Origin of the sequence: Streptomyces sp. NPDC093109 (genome assembly GCF_040701725.1) — a bacterium.
In the GTDB taxonomy this organism is placed as follows: Bacteria; Actinomycetota; Actinomycetes; order Streptomycetales; family Streptomycetaceae; genus Streptomyces.
This window is the reverse complement of sequence record NZ_JBFBEZ010000030.1, coordinates 1-22,307: the sequence shown is the minus strand read 5'-3', so window position 1 is coordinate 22,307 and position 22,307 is coordinate 1. Positions and strand designations below refer to the sequence as shown.

General features: G+C 70.2%; 14 protein-coding genes. 9 read left to right on the top strand and 5 right to left on the bottom strand.

All coding sequences use genetic code 11. The features are described from left to right. Window positions 1-21 precede the first annotated feature (21 nt). From AB0389_RS26140 to rpsA, 3 genes are all read right to left on the bottom strand, one after another. Window positions 22-966 (bottom strand): PAC2 family protein, encoded by a 945-nt coding sequence (locus tag AB0389_RS26140; RefSeq protein ID WP_366397924.1) that lies wholly within the window; start codon window positions 964-966, stop codon window positions 22-24. Between the two features lie 91 nt (window positions 967-1,057). After that, on the bottom strand, window positions 1,058-2,587 hold the full coding sequence (locus AB0389_RS26135) for an FAD-dependent oxidoreductase (RefSeq protein ID WP_366397981.1): 1,530 nt from the start codon (window positions 2,585-2,587) through the stop codon (window positions 1,058-1,060). A 307-nt stretch (window positions 2,588-2,894) separates the two neighbouring features. Next, on the bottom strand, window positions 2,895-4,403 hold the full coding sequence (gene rpsA, locus AB0389_RS26130) for a 30S ribosomal protein S1 (protein ID WP_114658664.1): 1,509 nt from the start codon (window positions 4,401-4,403) through the stop codon (window positions 2,895-2,897). Window positions 4,404-4,736: 333 nt separating this feature from the next. On the opposite strand from rpsA, the gene AB0389_RS26125 reads away from it, so the two are divergent. Together AB0389_RS26125 and hrpB are read left to right on the top strand one after the other, a co-directional pair. After that, window positions 4,737-5,564 carry a methyltransferase domain-containing protein gene (locus tag AB0389_RS26125; protein ID WP_366397923.1) on the top strand — a complete coding sequence of 276 codons (828 nt, stop codon included), beginning with the start codon at window positions 4,737-4,739 and terminating at the stop codon, window positions 5,562-5,564. Window positions 5,565-5,635: 71 nt separating this feature from the next. Next, window positions 5,636-8,155: an ATP-dependent helicase HrpB gene (gene hrpB / locus AB0389_RS26120; protein ID WP_366397922.1), complete on the top strand. Its 2,520-nt coding sequence runs from the start codon at window positions 5,636-5,638 to the stop codon at window positions 8,153-8,155. A 32-nt stretch (window positions 8,156-8,187) separates the two neighbouring features. Here the strand turns inward: hrpB and AB0389_RS26115 are convergent, their stop codons facing one another. Continuing rightward, window positions 8,188-9,927, bottom strand: coding sequence for a lytic transglycosylase domain-containing protein (locus AB0389_RS26115; RefSeq protein ID WP_366397921.1), 1,740 nt, complete (start codon window positions 9,925-9,927; stop codon window positions 8,188-8,190). A 180-nt stretch (window positions 9,928-10,107) separates the two neighbouring features. Then, window positions 10,108-12,819 carry a DNA polymerase I gene (gene polA / locus AB0389_RS26110; protein WP_366397920.1) on the bottom strand — a complete coding sequence of 904 codons (2,712 nt, stop codon included), beginning with the start codon at window positions 12,817-12,819 and terminating at the stop codon, window positions 10,108-10,110. 198 nt (window positions 12,820-13,017) lie between these two features. Between polA and AB0389_RS26105 the strand changes: the two genes are divergently transcribed. The 7 genes from AB0389_RS26105 (at window position 13,018) to AB0389_RS26075 (ending at window position 22,248) form a co-directional block, all read left to right on the top strand. Continuing rightward, the gene (locus AB0389_RS26105) at window positions 13,018-15,324 is read left to right on the top strand and encodes an FdhF/YdeP family oxidoreductase (RefSeq protein WP_366397919.1); all 2,307 of its coding nucleotides are present in this window, start codon (window positions 13,018-13,020) and stop codon (window positions 15,322-15,324) included. Between the two features lie 80 nt (window positions 15,325-15,404). Next, on the top strand, window positions 15,405-15,872 hold the full coding sequence (locus tag AB0389_RS26100) for a hotdog fold thioesterase (protein WP_366397918.1): 468 nt from the start codon (window positions 15,405-15,407) through the stop codon (window positions 15,870-15,872). Between the two features lie 553 nt (window positions 15,873-16,425). Next, window positions 16,426-17,664, top strand: coding sequence for a branched-chain amino acid ABC transporter substrate-binding protein (locus tag AB0389_RS26095; protein WP_366397917.1), 1,239 nt, complete (start codon window positions 16,426-16,428; stop codon window positions 17,662-17,664). 115 nt (window positions 17,665-17,779) lie between these two features. Next, window positions 17,780-18,709 (top strand): branched-chain amino acid ABC transporter permease, encoded by a 930-nt coding sequence (locus AB0389_RS26090; protein ID WP_366397916.1) that lies wholly within the window; start codon window positions 17,780-17,782, stop codon window positions 18,707-18,709. A 4-nt stretch (window positions 18,710-18,713) separates the two neighbouring features. Beyond that, window positions 18,714-20,513, top strand: a complete 1,800-nt coding sequence (locus tag AB0389_RS26085; protein WP_366397915.1) for a branched-chain amino acid ABC transporter permease — start codon at window positions 18,714-18,716, stop codon at window positions 20,511-20,513. Between the two features lie 5 nt (window positions 20,514-20,518). Next, window positions 20,519-21,535 (top strand): ABC transporter ATP-binding protein, encoded by a 1,017-nt coding sequence (locus AB0389_RS26080; protein WP_366397914.1) that lies wholly within the window; start codon window positions 20,519-20,521, stop codon window positions 21,533-21,535. Further along, window positions 21,532-22,248: an ABC transporter ATP-binding protein gene (locus tag AB0389_RS26075; RefSeq protein WP_366397913.1), complete on the top strand. Its 717-nt coding sequence runs from the start codon at window positions 21,532-21,534 to the stop codon at window positions 22,246-22,248. Before AB0389_RS26080 ends, AB0389_RS26075 begins: the two co-directional genes overlap by 4 nt. Window positions 22,249-22,307: the final 59 nt, after the last annotated feature.

Here is a 22,307-nt window from a genome sequence, read left to right as displayed (position 1 = left end):
CGTACCCCCGCGGGCGCGCGGTCAGAGACCGCCGTCGCCCTCCCGCTCCGCGAGGAACTTCTCGAACTCCCGGCCGATCTCGTCGGCCGACGGCAGCTCCGTCGGCTCCGCGACCAGATTGCCGCGCGTCTCGGCGCCGGCGACCGCGTCGTACTGGTGCTCAAGCCCCTGCACCATCGTGACCAAATCCTCGTCGCCCTCGCCCAGCTGCCGCTCGATCTCGGTCTGGGTGCGCTGCGCCTCCGTACGGAGCGAGTGCGCGACGCTCGGCAGCACCAGGCCCGTCGCCGCGGTGATCGCCTCCAGCGCGGTCAGCGCCGCGTCCGGGTACGAGGACCTCGCGACATAGTGCGGGACGTGCGCCGCGACACCGAGGACATCGTGGCCCGCCTCTATCAGCCGGTACTCGACGAGCGACTCGGCGCTGCCGGGGACCTGCGCCTCTTCGAAGGGGCTGCGGTGGCCCGGCATGAGATCCGTACGGTTGCCGTGCGGTGTGATGCCCACGGGCCGCGTGTGCGGAACGCCCATCGGGATGCCGTGGAAGTTGACGGACAGCCGCACCCCGAGACGCTCCACGATCTGCCGGACGGCCAGCGCGAAGCGCTCCCACTCCACGTCCGGCTCCGGTCCCGACAGCAGCAGGAACGGCGCTCCGGTGGCGTCCTGTACGAGCCGGACCTCCAGCGCCGGTGTCTCGAAGGCGGTCCAGCGGTCGCGGCGGAAGGTGAGCAGCGGACGCCGTGCGCGGTAGTCGACCAGCCGGTCGTGGTCGAAGCGGGCCACCACCTGGTGGGGCAGTGACTCCAGCAGGTTCTCGACGATCTGGTCGCCCGTCTCCCCCGCGTCGATGTAGCCGTCGAAGTGGTACAGCATGACCAGGCCCGCCGACTCCTGCGCCAGTGCCATGTCGACGACGGCGAGGCCCTTGGGCTCCCATTCGTACAAACCCTGCGGATCAAGCACGGTTACCGCTCCTCCTCGTGTTCTCACGAGAGAACGCACCACGGAGCGCGAGCATTCCCCGCGCCCCACGGTGCTAACCCGGCCCTGCGGCTCACGCCCCGCCGAGGACCCGCGCGTGCAGCGCCGTGACGGTCCTGCGGGCGGAGGTGAAGGCCCCGTGCTGCCAGGCGTCGGCGTACGACAGGTAGTCGCCGGTGAAGTGGACGCGGCCGGCGGGCTTGTTGAGCGGGTCGAAGACGGCCGCGTCGGGTCCGCCGGCCAGGGAGTGCCAGGCCGCCTCCAGATAGGGGGTCTGCCGCCAGTGCTGGGAGAAGGACGAGGCGAGTTCGCTCCGGTACTTCGCGCCATGGATCCGCACCCCCTGCGCCACCGCCCGCGCCTCCCGCTCACTGGGTGTGAGCCGGGCGTACGTGTCGGCCGCCGTACCGGTGTTGTAGTAGCCGACGAGCACGCCGCGCCGGCCGTGATGCCCGTGCGACGGATACCAGATGTGGGCGAGGTCGAGATCCGTCTCGGTGATGCCGCCGTATATCCGGTGGTCGCTCTCCCACCAGCGGCTGCGGTATTCGAGGCCGATCTTGCCCGCCGAGACCGGCCTGCACGCCTCCAGCGCGCTCTGGACGGCCGCGCCGAGGTTGTGCCGGGTCTGCGCGAGGATGTTGGGCGGCAGAGCGGCCACGCAGTAGTCCGCGTCGATGGTCCGTACCCGGCCGCCGTGCGTGTACGAGACGCTCACCCCGGCGGCCCTGTCGGTGATCCGCTGGACGACCGCGCCGGTCAGGATCCGCCGGGCGCCGACCGCCCTGGTCAGCGCCGCGGGTATCCGGTCCATGCCGCCGACCGGCTGGAACATCAGCATCGCCTGGTCATAGCCGAATTCGAACGAGAAGTACCGGCCGACCCCGCTGGCGAAGACCTCCGACGCGGCGGGCACCGGCCCCAGCCGCACGCCCGGTGTGCCGGCTGCGCCCGGGTCGACGAGGTAACCGCGGCGCGCGCTGCCGCTGTACGACAGCTTGGCGCCGATGTCCCCGAAGCCCTTGAGGAATTCGAGGAGCCGTTCCCGGTCGTCGGCGGTGAGTTCCTCGTCGAGCGCGCCCCTGTCGGTGGCCTTGGCGAGCAGCTCGGAGACATAGCCGTACACATCGGCCTTGGCGGTGCGGTAGCGCGCCGGGGCCGTCATCCCGGCCTTCTCGTTGTATATGTACGCGTTGGCGTTGGCGTTGGTGAAGACCTCGACGGGGACGCCCAGTTCACGGCAGTAGTCCATGGTGATCATCCACTGCGGGATCCGGGCGGGGCCCGCGTTGAGGTACTGGCCGTCGGTGAACCGGGCGGTCTGCCGGTTGCCGTACGCGTCGAGGTTCGTGTCCCCGCCGCGTACGGTGAAGTTGCGGCCGCCGGTGCGGTCCCTGGCCTCCAGGACCGTACAGTCGTAGCCCGCCTTGCCGAGTTCGTACGCGGTGGTCAGGCCCGCTATGCCGCCGCCGACGATGACGACCTTGGCCGCGCCCCTGCCGGTGAGGGTGAAGTCCCCGGTCCTGGGCGCGTGGAACTCGGGTTCGCGGCTCGCGGCCTCGGCGGTGGGGGCGAGGCCCAGGGCCCCCATGGTGGCGAGCATCGCGCCCGCCCCTCCCGTGGCGCCCACCTGGCGCAGAAAACCGCGGCGGCTGGTGCCCGTGGTGCTGTCAGGCGCTTGGCTCATGTCCCGGTACCCCTTCCCGACTTCAGGTGTGCCGGGATCCTGACAATGACGTGTTACGGACCGTCAGATACCTGTGTGTCCTCCACGTTGCCCTCCGCTCACCCCAGGGACGCTCCCCCGGGGCCACTCGTGCGCGGACACGCGTAAGGCCCGCCCCCCTGAGGGGACGGGCCTTACGTACGACTCAGCTACCGCTACCGCTTACGCGGAGCGAGCCGGAGCGTCAGCTCTGGCCGCCGGCCAGCTTCTCACGCAGCGCGGCAAGCGCCTCGTCCGACGCCAGGGCGCCGGAGTTGTCGTCGGACTCCGAGGAGTACGAGCCACCACCGGAGGCGGCGGGAGCACTGCCACCGGCGGCGGGTGCGGCAGCACCCTCGGCGGCAGCGGCCTCGTCGGCCTCGCGGGACTTGATGACCTGGGCCTGGTGCTGCTCGAAGCGCGACTGCGCCTCGGCGTACTGGCCCTCCCACGCCTCGCGCTGGGTCTCGAAGCCCTCGAGCCAGTCGTTGGTCTCGGGGTCGAAGCCCTCGGGGTAGATGTAGTTGCCCTGGTCGTCGTAGGACGCGGCCATGCCGTAGAGCGTCGGGTCGAACTCGACCGAGGCCGGGTCGTTGCCGAAGGACTCGTTGGCCTGCTTCAGCGAGAGGCTGATGCGGCGGCGCTCCAGGTCGATGTCGATGACCTTGACGAAGATCTCGTCGTTGACCTGGACGACCTGCTCCGGGATCTCCACGTGGCGCTCGGCCAGCTCGGAGATGTGGACCAGACCCTCGATGCCCTCGTCGACACGGACGAACGCGCCGAAGGGAACGAGCTTGGTGACCTTACCCGGGACGACCTGACCGATCTGGTGCGTCCGGGCGAACTGCTGCCACGGGTCTTCCTGCGTCGCCTTGAGCGACAGGGAGACACGCTCGCGGTCCATGTCGACGTCGAGAACCTCGACGGTGACTTCCTGGCCGACCTCGACAACCTCGGAGGGGTGGTCGATGTGCTTCCAGGACAGCTCGGAGACGTGCACGAGACCGTCGACGCCGCCGAGGTCCACGAACGCACCGAAGTTGACGATCGAGGAGACGACGCCGGAGCGGACCTGGCCCTTCTGCAGGGTCGTGAGGAAGGTCTGGCGGACCTCGCTCTGGGTCTGCTCCAGCCAGGCACGGCGGGACAGGACCACGTTGTTGCGGTTCTTGTCCAGCTCGATGATCTTGGCCTCGAGCTCCTTGCCCACGTAGGGCTGGAGGTCGCGGACGCGGCGCATCTCGACGAGGGAGGCCGGCAGGAAGCCACGGAGGCCGATGTCGAGGATGAGACCACCCTTGACCACCTCGATGACGGTACCGGTGACGATTCCGTCCTCTTCCTTGATCTTCTCGATCGTGCCCCAGGCGCGCTCGTACTGGGCGCGCTTCTTCGAGAGGATCAGGCGGCCTTCCTTGTCCTCCTTCTGGAGAACAAGGGCTTCGATCTCGTCGCCGACCTTGACGACCTCATTGGGGTCGACGTCGTGCTTGATCGAAAGCTCGCGGGACGGGATGACGCCTTCGGTCTTGTAACCGATGTCGAGCAGGACCTCGTCCCGGTCGACCTTCACGATGACGCCATCCACGATGTCGCCGTCGTTGAAGTACTTGATCGTCTCGTCGATCGCGGCGAGGAAGGCTTCCTCGTTACCGATGTCGTTGACCGCAACCTGCGGAGTGGTGGCGGTGGTCTCGGTGCTGCTCGTCATGTGGGAAAGGGCTCCGGTGCGGACAGTGAGTCGTAGGTACTGCTACGCCGGGAGCCCGTATCGCCACCTGTAGAAGCCGGACAGCCAAGGAAGCGCCGCCCCGGACAAAGGGAAAGCGCCTCGACAACCGAGGGATACACAGATGCGAGCGCGGCTGCTACGTCTGAGGCGCGCAAGCCCGCAGCGCAACCTTTAGCATACGGGGGCAGCCGGGCACGGTCAATGCGCGAAGGCGCACACCCGGGGTTGAACCTCTCATACCCGGCACAATCAGCGTTCGCTGAGGCCACAGGGCTCCGCGACGACTCCTCGCAGACTACGACGACGGACACGATGATCCAAGAGCAGGAATCCCCGGCCGAGGCCGAAGCAACCCGCCGCGACTCCGGTGCCACGGAGAGCAGCCGCGCCAACCGAGGATGGTGGGACAGGAACGCGGACGACTACCAGAACGAGCACGGCACCTTCCTCGGCGACGACCGCTTCGTCTGGTGCCCGGAAGGGCTGGACGAGGTGGAGGCCGCCCTCCTCGGCCCCCAGGAGTCGCTGAGCGGTCTCGACGTCCTGGAGATCGGGGCCGGCGCCGCGCAGTGCTCGCGCTGGCTGGCCGCGCAGGGCGCACGCCCGGTGGCGCTCGACCTCTCGCACCGCCAGCTCCAGCACGCGCTGCGCATCGCCGACGGCCGCTCGCTGACGTTCCCCCTGATCCAGGCGGACGCCGGCGCGCTGCCCTTCGCGGACGGCTCCTTCGACCTGGCCTGCTCCGCCTACGGCGCCATCCCCTTCGTCGCCGATCCGGTGCGGGTGTTCCGCGAGGTACGGCGGGTGCTGCGGCCCGGCGGCCGCTGGGTCTTCTCCGTCACCCACCCGGTCCGCTGGGCGTTCCCCGACGAACCGGGGCCCGAGGGCCTGACGGCCGCGTCCTCCTACTTCGACCGCACCCCCTACGTCGAGCAGGACGAGCGGGGTAACGCGGTCTACGTGGAGCACCACAGGACGCTCGGCGACCGGGTGCGCGACCTGGTGGCGGGCGGCTTCCGGCTGGTCGACCTGGTGGAGCCCGAGTGGCCGGCGTGGAACACCCAGGAGTGGGGCGGCTGGTCGCCGCTGCGCGGGACGCTGATCCCGGGGACGGCGATCTTCGTCTGCGAACGCGACTGACCGGGACTGAACGGGACTGACCGGGACCGAGCGGCCCCGGGCACCGGGCGTCCGTGGCGGACACTGAACGGGTGATCCGCCATGACGTCCTCGCCGGCCTCCCCGTACGCACCGCCGTCCCCGCACTGGAGCGGGCCCTCGAAGCACACGGGTGCGCGGTGCTGTGCGCGCCGCCAGGGACGGGCAAGACGACGCTCGTACCGCTGGTGCTCGCCGGGCTCCTCGGCCCGGCGGACCGTCCCGTACGGCGCGTGATCGTCGCCGAGCCGCGCCGGATCGCGGCGCGCGCGGCGGCCCGCCGGATGGCCTGGCTCCTCGGCGAACGCGCCGGGGAGCGCGTCGGCTTCACCGTGCGCGGGGAGCGCGTCGTGGGGCGCGCGACGGTGGTGGAGGTGGTGACCACCGGCGTACTGCTCCAGCGGCTCCAGCGCGACCAGGAGCTGACCGGGGTCGATGTGGTCATCCTCGACGAGTGCCACGAGCGGCATCTCGACGCGGACACCGTCGCGGCCTTCCTGCTGGACGTCCGCGCCGCGCTCCGGCCCGAGCTGCGGCTCGTCGCGGCGTCCGCGACCACCGACGCTGAGGGCTGGGCGCGGCTGCTGGACGACGCGCCCGTGGTGGCGGCGCACGGCGTGTCGTACCCGGTGGAGACCGTGTGGGCGCCGCCCGTCACCCCCGTACGGCCGCCGCACGGCATGCGGGTGGATCCGGCGCTGCTGACGCATGTGGCGTCGGTCGTGCGGCGCGCGCTGGCCGAGCGCGACGGCGATGTGCTCTGCTTCCTGCCCGGCGTCGGCGAGATCGGCCGGGTCGCCGGGCAGTTGGGGGACGTGGCCGCCGAGGTGCTCCAGGTGCACGGCAGGGCGCCCGCCGCCGTACAGGACGCGGTGCTCGCCGGGTCGGCCGAGGGCCGCCGGGTGGTGCTGGCCACCGCCGTCGCGGAGTCGAGCCTGACGGTGCCCGGCGTACGGATCGTGGTGGACGCGGGCCTGGCCCGGGAGCCCCGTACCGACCACGCGCGCGGGCTGAGCGCCCTCGCGACCGTACGGGTGTCCCAGGCGGGCGCCGGGCAGCGGGCCGGACGGGCCGGCCGCGAGGCGCCAGGGACCGTGTACCGCTGCTGGTCACAGGGAGAGAACGACCGGCTGGTCCGCTTCCCCTCCCCCGAGATCAAAGTCGCGGATCTGGCCGCGTTCGCACTCCAGGCCGCCTGCTGGGGCGACCCCTCGGCGGCGGGACTCGCCCTGCTCGACCCGCCCCCGGCCGGCGCGCTGGCCGCCGCGCGCTCCGTACTGACGGCCATCGGCGCGGTGGACACGGACGGGCGGGTGACGGCACGCGGCACGCGGATGGCCGGCATCGGGCTGCACCCCCGGCTCGCACGGGCACTGCTGGACGGCGCCCCCGAGGTGGGCGCGCGGCGGGCGGCCGAGGTGGTGGCACTGCTGAGCGAGGAACCGCCGAGGTCGTACGGGGACGATCTGGCGGCGGCGTGGCGCGCGGCCCGGCGCGGTGGGGACGCGTACGCGGCGCGCTGGCGCCAGGAGGTAAGGAGGCTGACGTCCGCGGTGACGAGCGGCGGCGCCGCAGGTGGAGAGGGCGGCGGCGGATCGGACGACGCGGCGGCCGGGCTGATCGCCGCGCTCGCCTTCCCCGAGCGGGTGGCGCGGGCGCGCGGCGCGGGCACGTATCTGATGGTGTCGGGCACCGGAGCCGAGGTGGCCGACGGGTCCGCGCTGCGCGGCGCGCCCTGGCTGGCGGTCGCGGTCGCCGACCGGCCGGCCACCGCCGTCTCCGCGCGGATCCGGCTCGCGGCGGTCATCGACGAGGACACGGCGCGCTCTGCCGCCGGCCGGCTCCGGGTGGCGGGCGAGGAGGTCCGCTGGGAGGACGGCGATGTCGTGGCCCGGCGGGTGGAGCGGCTGGGCGCGGTCGAACTCGCCGCCCGCGCCCTGAAATCGCCCGCTCCTGAGCTGGTACGGGCGGCCCTGCTGGACGGGCTGCGCCGCGAGGGGCCTGACCTGCTGCGCTGGACGCGGGACGCACGGGAGCTGCGCGAGCGGCTCGGTTTCCTCCACCGGGAGCTGGGCGGCGGCTGGCCGGACGTCTCGGACGCCGCGCTGCTCGACCGCCCGGACGCGTGGCTGGAGCCGGAGCTGTCGCGGGCCCGCCGCCGCGCCGATCTGGGCCGGCTGGACGCGGGGCAGGCGCTGCGCCGGCTGCTGCCGTGGGCGTCCGGCGAGGCGGCGCGGCTGGACGAGCTGGCCCCGGAGCGGATCGAGGTGCCCAGCGGGTCGCGGGTACGGGTGGAGTACGGCGGCCCGCAGCCGGTGCTGGCCGTGAAGCTCCAGGAGCTGTTCGGGCTGCGGGAAACCCCTCGGGTGGCGGGCACCGCCGGCGTCCCGGTGCTCGTGCATCTGCTGTCGCCGGCCGGGCGTCCGGCGGCGGTGACGGCGGATCTGGCGTCGTTCTGGCAGGACGGCTACCGGGCCGTACGGGCGGAGCTGCGCGGCCGTTACCCCCGCCATCCGTGGCCGGAGGACCCGTCGACGGCGGTGGCCACGCGCCGTCTCAACAACCGGCGCTGACCACCGCGCGGACGGGTCCGCGGGCTGTCGGCTCAGGCGGCCGCCGCGACCGTCAGCTCGATGGTCAGCGTCGCGCCGCCCGCCGTTTCGAGGCGGAGCAGGTACGTGCCCGCCGTGTCGTCGGCGAAGATCTTCGGGAGCTGGAGCACCCCGTCGGCGTCGGTCGTGAGGCCGGTGAGCTTGCGCAGCGGCTCGCCGGCCGCGTCCTTGAAGTACGGTCCGGCGGCGGGCGTCGTGGCGTCCGCCGTGGAGGTGATCATGGCCGCGGTCACCGCGAGTCCGGCCACGGCGGCGCCCTTGTAGGTGGCCCTGACCTCGATCCGGTCGGCGAACTCCGCGCCGGGCGCGGCCGTCTGCTCGCCGGTGGTGGTCCTGACGAGCGCGTCGGCCTGGCGGGCCGTGACGGTCGCGGTGTAGTCGAGGGAGGCGACCCCGGAGACGATGGGGATGGCCCGGATGGTGAAGTCGCCCGTCCGCTCGCCCGCCTGGACGGCCGGGGCGGTCGCCGTGCCGTCGACGCCGGTGACGGCGATCGCGGTGGCCGAGCCCGAGACGAAGCGGGCGTCCGTGTCCCCGAGGATCTCGAACCGTACGACCGTCTTGGCGACGGGCTTGCCCGCCGCGTCCTTGGCGCGCACGGCGGCCCGATCGGCGAAGCGGGTGCCGGCGACCGCGCTGAACGTGCCAGGACCGGTCTTCTCGATCCGGGTGGCCACGGGGGTCGGGGCGGGGGTGGTGGGGGTGCCGGAGTCACCCGGCGAGGGGGTGGTCGTACCGCCGCCCGGCACGGTGGGCTTCGGACTGCCGGTGGAGCCACCGGGCTTGGAAGGCTTGGCAGGCTTGGAGGGCGAGGGGCTGGTGCTCGGTGAGCCGCTCGGCTTCGGCGTGGTGCCGGGGGTGCTCGGCGACGGGGTGGGCGACGGGGAGACCGGGGCGGTGGGGCCGGTGGTGACCGGGGTCGTACCGGAGCTGTCGGGGACCTCGTGCGAGCCGTTGCGGTAGTACTCCAGCCAGGACAGGACCGTGTTCAGGTACTCCCGCGAGTGGTTGTAGCCCAGGATCGCCTGGTGGAGGTACTTGTCGATGGACAGGTCGCGGTCGCCGGCGCACAGGTAGTACGCGGCGGCCAGCGCCGCGTCGTACACGTTGTTGGGGTCCTTGCGGCCGTCCCCGTTGCCGTCCTGGCCCCAGGTCTGCCAGGTCGACGGGATGAACTGCATGGGGCCGACGGCCCGGTCGTGGACCTTGTCGCCGTCGAACTCGCCGTTGTCGGTGTCGGAGATGTTGGCGAAGCCGACACCGTTGAGGACCGGGCCGAGGATCGGCGCCCGCGTGGTGCCGTTGTCGTCGACCTCGCCGCCGCGCGCATGGCCCGACTCGACTTTGCCGATCGCGGCGAGCAGCTGCCAGGGCAGATTGCAGCCCGGCTTGGTCTCGCTGAGGGTCTGTTCCGCCCGCTGGTACGCGGAGAGCAGCGTGGCCGGTATGCCCGCCTCCGCCTCCCCCACGGCCGTACCCGCGCCCGCGCCCTGCGGGTCTATGGACGTGCCCGGCTTGGCCGGCGTCTTGAGCGGCGGAAGCTCCGTGTAGTACGACGAGTTGCCGGACACCGAGGTGCCGGGCGGCGGGGTGACGTCGGCCGCGCGGGAGTCACCCACATCCACCGGAACGGCGCCGGGCGCCTGCGACGCGGACAGCGCCGCGATCGCCACGGCGGCCACCGCGGTGGTGGTCGCTCCTCTGCGCAGTCGGCTGCCGAATAGCGCTGCCATAGTCTGGCCCCTCCCCATGGTGGCTGGTCGCCCTCCCCGCGCGAGGACACAAACGACCCTATGTCAACTCCCCACCCCGGCACACCGGTCCGTCCCGCGGTTTCACCAGTTCGCCACCTCCGGTTCGCCCGGTCGCGGGAAGCCCGTCGGAACACGGGCCTCCCGCAAGGCGATTTCCGGTCAGTGGGCCGCGGACTCCCAGTCCGGGCCGACGCCCACCGACACATCCAGCGGGGCGCGCAGCTCGACCGCGCCCGCCATCTCGCGGCGGAGCAGCTCCTCCACCCGGTCGCGCTCGCCCGGGGCGATCTCCAGCACGATTTCGTCGTGGACCTGGAGCAGCATCCGGGAGGCCAGCCCCGCCTCCGTCATCGCCCGGTCGACCTTGAGCATGGCGACCTTGACGATGTCCGCGGCGGTGCCCTGGATGGGCGCGTTGAGCGCCATCCGCTCGGCCATCTCACGGCGCTGCCGGTTGTCGCTGTTGAGATCGGGCAGATAGCGGCGGCGCCCGAGCATCGTCTCCGTGTACCCCGTGGCCCTGGCCTCCACCACGGCGCGCTGGAGATAGTCCCTGACCCCGCCGAACCGCTCGAAGAAGGTGTCCATCAGCCCACGGGCCTCCGCCGCCTCGATGTTCAGCTGCTGGGAGAGCCCGAACGCCGAGAGCCCGTAGGCCAGTCCGTACGACATCGCCTTGATCTTGCGGCGCATCTCCGGATCCACGGCGGACTTCGCCACCCCGAACACCTGCGAGGCGACCGTGGTGTGCAGATCCTCACCGGAGGCGAACGCCTCGATCAGCCCCGCGTCCTCGGAGAGATGGGCCATCACCCGCAGCTCGATCTGGCTGTAGTCCGCCGTCATCAGCGACTCGTAACCCGCGCCGACGACGAAACCACGCCGGATGGCCCGGCCCTCGTCCGTACGGACCGGGATGTTCTGGAGGTTGGGGTCCGTGGAGGAGAGCCGGCCCGTCGCCGCCACCGTCTGGTTGAAGGTGGTGTGGATACGGCCGTCCGCCGCGACCGACTTGATCAGACCCTCGACAGTGACCCGCAGCTTCGCCTGCTCACGGTGGCGCAGCATGATGACCGGCAGCTCGTGCTCGGTCTGCGCGGCCAGCCAGGCCAGCGCGTCGGCGTCCGTCGTATAGCCGGTCTTCGTCTTCTTCGTCCGCGGCAGGCCCAGCTCACCGAAGAGGACTTCCTGGAGCTGCTTGGGCGAGCCGAGGTTGAACTCGTGCCCGACCGCCGCGTGCGCCTCCTTCACGGCCTGCTGCACCGCGCCCGCGAACTGCTGCTCCATAGCCTCCAGATGTGCGCGGTCGGCGGCGATCCCGTGCCGCTCCAGCCGGGACAGCAGGACGGAGGTGGGCAGCTCCACCTCGTGGAGCAGCTCCGTGGCGCCCACCTCGCCCAGCCGTTCGGTGAACGCCGCACCGAGATCGAGAACCGCACGGGCCTGGACCATCAGCGACTCGGCCTCGGCCTGCTCGTCGGTGCCGAACGCCAGCTGCCCGTCGGCTGCCGGCGCCGGAGCCAGCTCACGGCCCAGGTACTCGACGGCCAGGGCGTCGAGCGCGAACGAGCGGCGCCCCGGCTTGACCAGATAGGCGGCGAGCGCGGTGTCCATCGTGACGCCGCCGACCCGCCAGCCCTGCTCCGGGGCGACCCGCATGGCGCCCTTGGCGTTGTGCATGACCTTGGGACGCTCCGGATCCGCGAGCCACGCCGCGAACGCCCGCTCGTCCGCCTCGTCCAGCCGCGTCGGGTCGAACCAGGCCGCCGCGCCACCGGCCGCCGCGAGGGCGACCTCATTGACGCTCCCGGCCCCCAGCGACCAGGTGTCCACCAGGGCCACCCCCAGCGGCTGCCCGCCGTGCTCCGCCAGCCAGGGCGCCAGCTCACCGGAGCCCAGGACCGCGCCGTCCAGCTCCACCCCGGCCGCCGGCGCCGGAGCCTCGTCCTCGGCCTTGCCCGGATCCACCGCGAGCAGCCGTTCCCGCAGGCTCGGGTTGCGGATCTCCAGCACCTCCAGCACACCGGTCACCGCCGCCCGGTCGTACGGGACGCGTGCCAGGTCCTGCGGCGTCCTGGGCAGCTCGACATCGCGCACCATCTCGGTCAGCCGGCGGTTGAGCTTCACCGACTCCAGATGGTCCCGGAAGTTCTGCCCGGCCTTGCCCTTGACCTCCTCCGCGCGCGCCACCAGCTCGTCGAACGAACCGAACTGGTTGATCCACTTCGCGGCGGTCTTCTCCCCCACCCCCGGGATACCCGGAAGATTGTCCGACGGATCGCCGCGCAGGGCCGCGAAGTCCGGATACTGCGCGGGCGTCAGCCCGTACTTCTCCCGCACCTTCTCCGGAGTGAAGCGCGTCAGCTCCGAAACACCCTTGGTCGGATACAGCACCGTCGTGTGCTCACTGATCAACTGGAACGAGTCACGGTCCCCGGTGACGATCAGCACCTCGAACCCCGCCGCCTCCGCCTGCGTGGCGAGCGTCGCGATCACGTCGTCCGCCTCGAAGCCGTCGACCGCGAACCGGTCCGCGCGCATCGCGTCCAGCAGCTCACCGATCAGCTCGACCTGCCCCTTGAACTCGTCGGGCGTCTTCGAACGGTTCGCCTTGTACTCCGGGAACTCCTCCGACCGCCACGTCTTGCGCGACACGTCGAACGCGACGGCGAAATGCGTGGGCGCCTCGTCGCGCAACGTGTTCGCCAGCATCGACGCGAAGCCGTAGATGGCGTTCGTCGGCTGCCCTGAGGCGGTCGTGAAGTTCTCCACGGGCAGCGCGAAGAACGCCCGGTACGCCAAGGAGTGCCCGTCCATGAGGAGCAGGCGGGGACGGTTGTCTGCGGTCTTCTTCGATGCTGTCTCAGCCACGTACCCGATCCTGCCACGCCCCACTGACAATCCCGACCGGCCGACGGCCCGCCCCCGGCCACCACCGCCCGGCCCACCGCGCCCCGGCCCACCACGCCCCGGCCCCACCCGCGAATGTCGGAGGTGCGTGACAGGATCGGATACGTACCCCAATTCGACAACGCGCGGGAAACGCCCCCAGGCCCCAAGGAGAACGCGATGGCGACCAAACCCCCCACCGGGGACCCCGTCCAGGACGCACCCGAGGTCACCGCCCCCCAGCACGCCGCCGCGGGACTCCCCGCCATCGTCCACACCCTCCAGATCGCCCAACGCCAGATGGGCCTGCGGCGCACCGCAGGCACCCTCCTCAAGGTCAACCAGAAGAACGGCTTCGACTGCCCCGGCTGCGCCTGGCCCGAGGGCGACCACCGCCACACCGCGGAATTCTGCGAGAACGGCGCCAAGGCCGTCGCCGAGGAAGCCACCCTGCGCCGCGTCACCCCCGAGTTCTTCGCCGCACACCCCGTCTCCGACCTCGCCACCCGCAGCGGCTACTGGCTCGGCCAGCAGGGCCGGATCACCCAGCCCATGCTGCTGGACCGCGGCCCCGACGGCACCGGGAGCGACCACTACGAACCGATCGGCTGGGACCGCGCCTTCGCGATCATCGCGGAAGAGCTGACCGCCCTCGACTCCCCCGACGAGGCCCTCTTCTACACCTCAGGACGCACCAGCAACGAAGCGGCCTTCCTGCTCCAGCTCCTCGCCCGCGAATTCGGCACGAACAACCTCCCCGACTGCTCCAACATGTGCCACGAGTCATCCGGCTCCGCACTCTCGGAGACCATCGGCATCGGCAAGGGCAGCGTCTCCCTCGAAGACCTCCACCAGGCCGATCTGATCATCGTCGCCGGACAGAACCCCGGCACCAACCACCCCCGGATGCTCTCCGCACTGGAGAAGGCCAAAGCCGCCGGCGCGAAAATCATCTCGGTCAACCCCCTGCCCGAAGCCGGCCTCGAACGCTTCAAGAACCCCCAGACCCCGCAGGGCATGCTCAAAGGCACCGCCCTCAACGACCTCTTCCTCCAGATCCGCATAGGCGGCGACCAAGCCCTCTTCCGGCTGCTCAACCGCCTCATCCTGGAGACACCCGGCGCCGTCGACGACACCTTCATCACCGAACACACCCACGGCTACACCGCGTTCGCCGCCGCCGCCCGCGAAGCCGACTGGGACGAAACCCTCGCCGCCACCGGCCTGGAGCGCGCCGAAATCGAAGAGGCCCTCGCCCTGGTCCTCGCATCGCGGCGCACCATCGTCTGCTGGGCCATGGGCCTCACCCAGCACAAACACTCCGTGCCGACCATCCGCGAAGTCGTCAACTTCCTCCTCCTGCGCGGCAACATCGGCCGCCCCGGCGCCGGCGTCTGCCCCGTACGCGGACACTCCAACGTCCAGGGCGACCGCACCATGGGCATCTTCGAACGCCCCGCCCCCGCGTTCCTCGACGCACTCGACCGCGAATTCGGCATCACCTCACCGCGCCACCACGGCTACGACGTCGTACGGTCCATAGAAGCCCTGCGCGACGGCAAGGCCAAGGTCTTCTTCGCCATGGGCGGCAACTTCGTCGCCGCCACCCCGGACACCACCGTCACCGAAACCGCCATGCGCCGCGCCCGCCTCACCGTGCACGTCTCCACCAAACTCAACCGCTCGCACGCCGTGACCGGCACCCGCGCCCTGATCCTGCCCACCCTGGGCCGCACCGACAAGGACATCCAGGCCGGCGGCCGGCAGGTCGTCACCGTCGAGGACTCCATGGGCATGGTGCATGCCTCCAGGGGCAACCTGCCGCCGGCCAGCCCCCACCTCCTGTCCGAACCCGCCATCGTCGCCCGCCTCGCCCGCGCCACCCTCGGCCCCGCCTCCCGCACCCCCTGGGAGGACTTCGAGAACGACTACGCGACCATCCGCGACCGGATCGCCCGCGTCATCCCCGGCTTCGAGGACTTCAACGCACGCGTGGCACACCCCGGCGGCTTCGCCCTGCCCCACGCGCCACGCGACGAACGCCGCTTCCCCACCGCCACCGGCAAGGCCAACTTCACCGCCGCGCCCGTCGAGTTCCCAGCACTGCCCGAAGGCCGGCTGCTGCTCCAGACCCTGCGCTCGCACGACCAGTACAACACCACCATCTACGGACTCGACGACCGCTACCGCGGCATCAAGGGCGGCCGCCGGATCGTCCTCGTCAACGCGGACGACGCCGCCGAACTCGGCCTCGCCGACGGCTCGTACACCGATCTCGTCAGCGAGTGGAAGGACGGCGTCGAGCGCCGCGCCCCCGGCTTCCGCGTCGTCCACTACCCCACCGCGCGCGGCTGCGCCGCCGCGTACTACCCCGAGACCAATGTGCTCGTCCCCCTCGGCGCCACGGCCGACACCAGCAACACCCCCGCGAGCAAATCCGTCGTCATCCGCTTCGAACCGGGCGAGCGCGGCACGGACAAGCACTGAGGACCAAGCGTTCGCTCAGCCATCTGATAAGCAGGAAGGCACACACAACACACTCACGACAACACAACGGAGCCGGACCCATGGGTGAGCAGTCCACCGTCAAGTTCCCGCAGGAGATCATCGACGAGTACGCCGCACACGGCATCGATCTGGTCTCACTCTTCTCCGCCGGCCACCTGGGCACCCGCATGGGCATGCACGTCATCGAGGCCTCCGTGCACCGGATCGTCGCCACCCTGCCCGTCGAGGGCAACACCCAGCCGTACGGACTGCTGCACGGCGGCGCGTCCGCCGTCCTCGCCGAGACACTCGGCTCCATCGGCGCGATGCTCCACGGCGGCATCGGCAAGATCGCCGTGGGCGTGGACCTCAACTGCACCCACCACCGCGGCGCCCGCAGCGGACTCGTCACGGGCATCGCCACCCCCGTCCACTTGGGGCGCTCCACCGCCACCTACGAGATCGTCATCATGGACGAGCAGGACAAGCGGATCTGCACCGCCCGGCTCACCTGCCTGCTGCGCGACGCCCCCGGCACGGAGAAGTAACGGCACGCCCGGAACCGCCCAAACCTCAAACAAACCTCAAGAAACGGGCCCGGCGCCGTGTGCGCCGGGCCACCCTCTTGTCCGCACCGGACACACCACCTAACGTGCCCTCCAAGCCCCGGTCCGGGAAGGCAGCCCCGGCCCCACACCACACCTCCCACATCACGCCCGACGTCACTCTACGTAACATCGGTGTGAACGGGAATCCAGACGCCGGGCACACCACCACACCCCCGCTGCCCGCATTGACGCTCCAACCTGCCCGTTCGGCCACGTCAGTACCAAAAACCCGCAAGTCCCTTAGCGGAACTGCGGGTTCTCACTATGCGGTCAATTCGGAAAGCGGAGAAAAGCCATATCCGGCCCCCCGTGGCCAGTCTCCGTTGGCCCTGGCATAACAAGACAGTCACATCATGTCCCCACGGCTCCCCGCTCCCTGTGACTGCGCTTAGAGTCACGCCCAGTCACCGCGCCACCGGACTGTCTTCCCGTCCGGTTCCGGCGCGACCCGGCGTCCCAGTCAGGAACGCCGTGCCCGGGGAAAGGACAGTTCGTGCGTCACCGTTCCTTGTTCATCATCACCACCGCGGTCACCGCAGGGGCCCTCACGCTGTCGGCCTGCGGCTCCCGCGACGACAGCGACGGCGGCAGCAGCGGCGACGGCGACACCACCGTCGTCATCGGCCTCGACGCACCACTGTCCGGCGACCTCTCCGCACTCGGCCAGGGCATCAAGAACTCCGCCGACCTCGCCATCAAGACCGCCAACAAGAACAAAGAAGTCCCCGGCGTGACCTTCAAGCTGGAGGCCCTCGACGACGTCGCCCAGGCAGCCACCGGCCAGCAGAACGCCACCAAGTTCGTCGGCAACGACAAGGTCCTCGGCGTCGTCGGCCCGCTCAACTCCAGCGTCGGCCAGTCCATGCAGGCCGTCTTCGAGAGCGCCGGCCTCGTCGTCGTCTCACCCGCCACCACCAACCCCTCCCTCACCCAGGGCCAGGCCTGGGAGAGCGGCACCAAGAAGCGCGACTTCAAGACGTACTTCCGTACCGCCACGACCGACGCCGTCCAGGGCCCGTTCGCCGCGCAGTACATGTACGAGAAGAAGAAGCTCAAAAAGGTCTACGTCATCGACGACAAGAAGACCTACGGAGCCGGCCTCGCCGCCACCTTCACCAAGGAATTCAAGAAACTCGGCGGCACCGTGGTCGGCACCGACCACATCAACCCCGAGGACAAGGACTTCTCCGCCGTCGCCAGCAAGGTCGCCAACGCCAAGGCCGACTTCGTCTACTACGGCGGCGAATACCCCGCCGGCGGCCCGCTCGCCAGCCAGATCAAGAACGCCGGCGCCAAGATCCCCACCGTCGGCGGCGACGCACTCTTCAGCGCCGAATACATCAACCTCGCCAAGAAGAACGCCGAAGGCGACCTCGCCAGCTCCGTCGGCGCCCCCCTGGAAACCCTCGACACCGCGAAGAAGTTCATCGCCGACTACGAGGCCGCCGGCTACAAGGACGCCTACGAGGCCTACGGCGGCTACGCCTACGACTCCACCTGGGCCGTCATCCAGGCCATCAAGGCCGTCGCCGAGAAGAACGACGGCAAGCTTCCCGCCAGCAAGGAAGCCCGCGGCCAGATCGTCGAAGCCATGCAGAACGTCTCCTTCGACGGCGTCTCCGGCAAGGTCGGCTTCGACGAATTCGGCGACACCACCAACAAGCAGCTCTCCCTCTACGAAGTCAAGAACGGCAAGCACGTCGCCGTCGAGGTAGGCGAGTTCAAGGGCTGACCCGGCCCACCCGGACCACCCCGTACACACCTGTACACCCATGACCGCGCGGGGGGCGCCACAGCGCCCCCCGCGCGGCCGTATATCTGACGACACCCACAACGGAGGCCCCGCGGTGAACGATCTGCCGCAGCAACTTGCCAACGGCCTGCTACTCGGCGCGCTGTACGGACTCATCGCAATCGGTTACACGATGGTCTATGGCATAGTCCAGCTCATCAACTTCGCCCACGGCGAGATATTCATGATCGGCGGCTTCGGCGCGCTGACCGCATTCCTCATCCTGCCGTCCGGCACCAGCCTCTTCGTCGCACTCCCGGTCATGATCCTCATGGCCATGGCCTGCTCCGTACTCGTCGCCATGGGCGCGGAACGCTTCGCCTACCGGCCCCTGCGCGGCGCACCCCGGCTGGCCCCGCTCATCACCGCGATCGGCCTCTCCATCGCACTCCAGCAAGCCATCTGGGCCTTCTACCCCAACGCCAAGAAAGCCCGCCCCTTCCCCGAATTCGAAGGCGGCCGCATCGACCTCGGCGCCTTCACCATCGGCCGCGGCGACCTCTTCCTCCTCGTCGCCGCCCCCGTCTGCATGATCGCCCTCGGCGTCTTCGTCTCCAAGACCCGCACCGGCCGCGCCATGCAGGCCACCTCGCAGGACCCCGACACAGCCAAGCTCATGGGCATCAACACCGACCGCATCATCGTCACCGCCTTCGCCATCGGTGCCGCCTTCGCCGCCATCGCCGCCGTCGCACACGGCCTGCGCTACGGCAACATCGACTTCCGCATGGGCTTCATCGCCGGACTCAAAGCCTTCACCGCCGCCGTACTCGGCGGCATCGGCAACATCTACGGCGCCATGATCGGCGGCCTCGTCCTCGGCGTCGCCGAAGCCATGGCCACCGCCTACATCGAGAACATCCCCGGCATGTCCCAGCTCGGCGGCGGAGCCTGGAAGGACGTATGGGCCTTCGTCCTCCTCATCCTCGTCCTCCTGCTGCGACCCCAGGGGTTGCTCGGCCAACGAGTAGCGGACAGGGCGTGACCACATGACCACCACCGAACACCCCACCACGCCCGTCGCCCCGCGACCGGCCACCGGCATCATCCCCCTGCCCCCCACCGCCGCCCGCACAGCCACCGCCGCCGGCGCCCTCCTCACCCTCGCGAGCACCTTCCTCGCCTGGACCTGGACCGCCGAATTCCCCGGCGACCTCACCGTCAACGGCTACCCCGGCGGCCTCCAGGTCCTCACCCTCACCGGAGCCCTCCTCACCCTCCTCTTCACCCTCTCCGCCCACGGCATCCGCGGCCTCAACTGGCTCACCCCCGGCGGCAAGCACAGCCCCGTACTCCTCCTCGCCCTCGGCACCTTCGCCACCACCTGGTACGCGGTCATCGCCATCGCCGCCAACCTCGGCGGACTCGCCAACCTCGAACCCGGCGGCTGGATCGCGGCCCTCACCTCACTCGCCACCCTCATCGCCGCCCTCGGCCTCCCCGCCGACACCCCCCTCGAAGACGACCGGGCCACCCCCTGGAAACGCTTCACCCACACCTTCAAAGCCCCCACCCCCGAACCCGCCGCACCCCTCCCCTCCTGGGCCGAAATCGTGATCATCGCGATCGCCTTCGGCCTCGGCCTCTTCGTCTTCACCTACGGCATCGACACCGAGTACGCCGAACTCTTCATCGGCTTCATGCTCCTCGTCTGCTTCGGCGCCACCGCACTCGCCCGCACCGGCCTCAACCACCGCCTCGCGAGCTACACCGCCAAACACAAGAACGTCACCGTGACCGCGGCCTTCGTCGCCGCCTTCACCTTCCCGTTCACCCAGACCAACGACGCCTACGCCACCATCGGCACCAACATCCTCATCTTCGCCACCGTGGCACTCGGCCTCAACGTCGTCGTCGGCCTCGCAGGCCTCCTCGACCTCGGATACGTCGCCTTCCTCGGCGTCGGCGCCTACACCGCCGCCCTCGTATCCGGATCACCGTCCTCCACCATCGGCATCCAACTCCCCTTCTGGGCAGCCGTACTCGCCGGAGCCGCCGCCTCACTCGTCTTCGGCATCGTCATCGGCGCACCCACCCTCCGCCTCCACGGCGACTACCTCGCCATCGTCACCCTCGGCTTCGGAGAAATCTTCCGCCTCGCCGTACAGAACATGGACGGCGTCTCGGGCCCCAACGTCACCAACGGCCCCAACGGCATCCCCAACATCCCCGAACTCGAAATCTTCGGATTCAACCTCGGGGAATCCCACACCATCCTCGGCGTCGAACTCGGCAAATTCTCCAACTACTACCTGCTGATGCTGATCTTCACCATCATCGTGGTAACCGTCTTCCGCCGCTCCGACCAATCCCGCATCGGCCGCGCCTGGGTAGCCATCCGCGAGGACGAAACCGCCGCACGCGCCATGGGCATCAACGCCTTCCGGCTCAAACTCCTCGCCTTCGCCCTCGGCGCCACCCTCGCCGGCATGGCCGGCACCGTACAAGCACACGTCACCACCACCGTCACCCCCACCGAATTCAAATTCGTCGAAGCGGTCCCCCCGAACTCGGCCTTCCTCCTCGCCGCCGTCATCCTCGGCGGCATGGGCACCGTCAGCGGACCCCTCATCGGCGCCTCCCTCCTCTACCTCATCCCGGCCAAACTCCAATTCATGTCCGACTACCAACTCCTCCTCTTCGGCATCGCACTCGTCCTCCTCATGCGATTCCGCCCCGAAGGCCTCATCGCCGACCGCAGGAAGCAACTCGAATTCCACGCGGCCGACCAGACCGACCCCGGAAACACGCCCAAGAGCGATACCGGCCTCAGCAAGGCGGGGGTGTGAACAACATGACCACCGACACCATCACCACCACCACCGAAACCACCGGCACCCCCGGAAACCCCGTACTCCACGCCTCCGGCGTCACCATGCGCTTCGGCGGACTCACCGCCGTACGCGACGTCGAACTCACCGTCAACAGCGGCGAGATCGTCGGACTCATCGGACCCAACGGCGCCGGCAAAACCACCTTCTTCAACTGCCTCACCGGCCTCTACATCCCCACCGAAGGCACCGTCTCCTACAAAGGAAAGGTGCTCCCCCACAAATCCCACCTCGTCACCCAAGCCGGCATCGCCCGCACCTTCCAGAACATCAGGCTCTTCGCCAACATGACCGTCCTGGAAAACGTCCTCGTCGGCCGCCACACCCGCACCAACGAAGGCCTCTGGTCCGCACTCCTGCGCCTCCCCAGCTTCAAACGCGCCGAACGCGCATCCGAGGAACGCGCCATGGAACTCCTCGAGTTCACCGGCCTCGCCGGCAAACGCGACCACCTCGCACGCAACCTCCCGTACGGCGAACAGCGCAAACTCGAAATCGCCCGCGCCCTCGCCAGCGAACCCGGCCTGCTGCTCCTCGACGAACCCACCGCAGGCATGAACCCGCAGGAAACCCGCGCCGCGGAAGAGCTGATCTTCGCCATCCGCGACCAGGGCATCGCCGTCCTCGTCATCGAGCACGACATGCGGTTCATCTTCAACCTCTGCGACCGCGTCGCCTGCCTCGTCCAGGGCGAAGTCCTCGTCGAAGGCAGCCCCGCCACCGTCCAGGGCGACGAACGCGTGGTCGCCGCCTACCTCGGCACACCCTTCGAGGGCGCCCCGGGAGCCGAGGAGGCCGCCGAGGTGAACGCGGCGGAGGCATCCGCCGAGGCCGCAGCGGCCGAAGCGGCCGAGACGGCCGACGAGCCGCCCGCCGACGCACCCGCCGACGCACCCTCGGCCAGCACCAAGGACGACACCAGCACCACTGGCACTACCGGCACCACCGGCACCACCGGTTCGGAAGGAGACTCCAAGTGACCGCGCTCCTGGAGGTCGAGGACCTCAAGGTCGCCTACGGCAAGATCGAGGCCGTCAAGGGCATCTCCTTCAGCGTCGAAGCCGGCCAGATCGTCACCCTGATCGGCACCAACGGCGCCGGCAAGACCACCACCCTGCGCACCCTCTCCGGGCTCCTCAAGCCCGCCGCGGGCCGGATCTCCTTCGACGGACAGCCCCTCGGCGCCGTCCCCGCCCACAAGATCGTGGCGCTCGGCCTGGCCCACTCCCCCGAGGGCCGGCACATCTTCCCCCGCCTCACGATCACCGAGAACCTCCAGCTCGGAGCGTTCCTGCGGACCGACAAGGCCGGCATCGAGAAGGACATCCAGCGCGCCTACGACCTCTTCCCGATCCTCGGAGAGCGCCGAAAGCAAGCGGCGGGCACGCTCTCGGGCGGCGAGCAGCAGATGCTCGCGATGGGCCGCGCGCTCATGTCCCAGCCCAAGCTGCTCATGCTCGACGAGCCCTCCATGGGGCTCTCCCCGATCATGATGCAGAAGATCATGCAGACCATCACCGAGCTCAAGGCGGACGGCACGACGATCCTGCTCGTCGAACAGAACGCGCAGGCCGCCCTGTCCCTCGCCGACCAGGGCCATGTCATGGAGATCGGCAAGATCGTCCTCTCCGGCACGGGCCAGGACCTGCTCCACGACGAGTCCGTACGCAAGGCGTACCTCGGCGAGGACTGACGGCTAGCGCCGACACGGAAGAGGCCCGGTGCACCGCGTACGTACGCGGTGCACCGGGC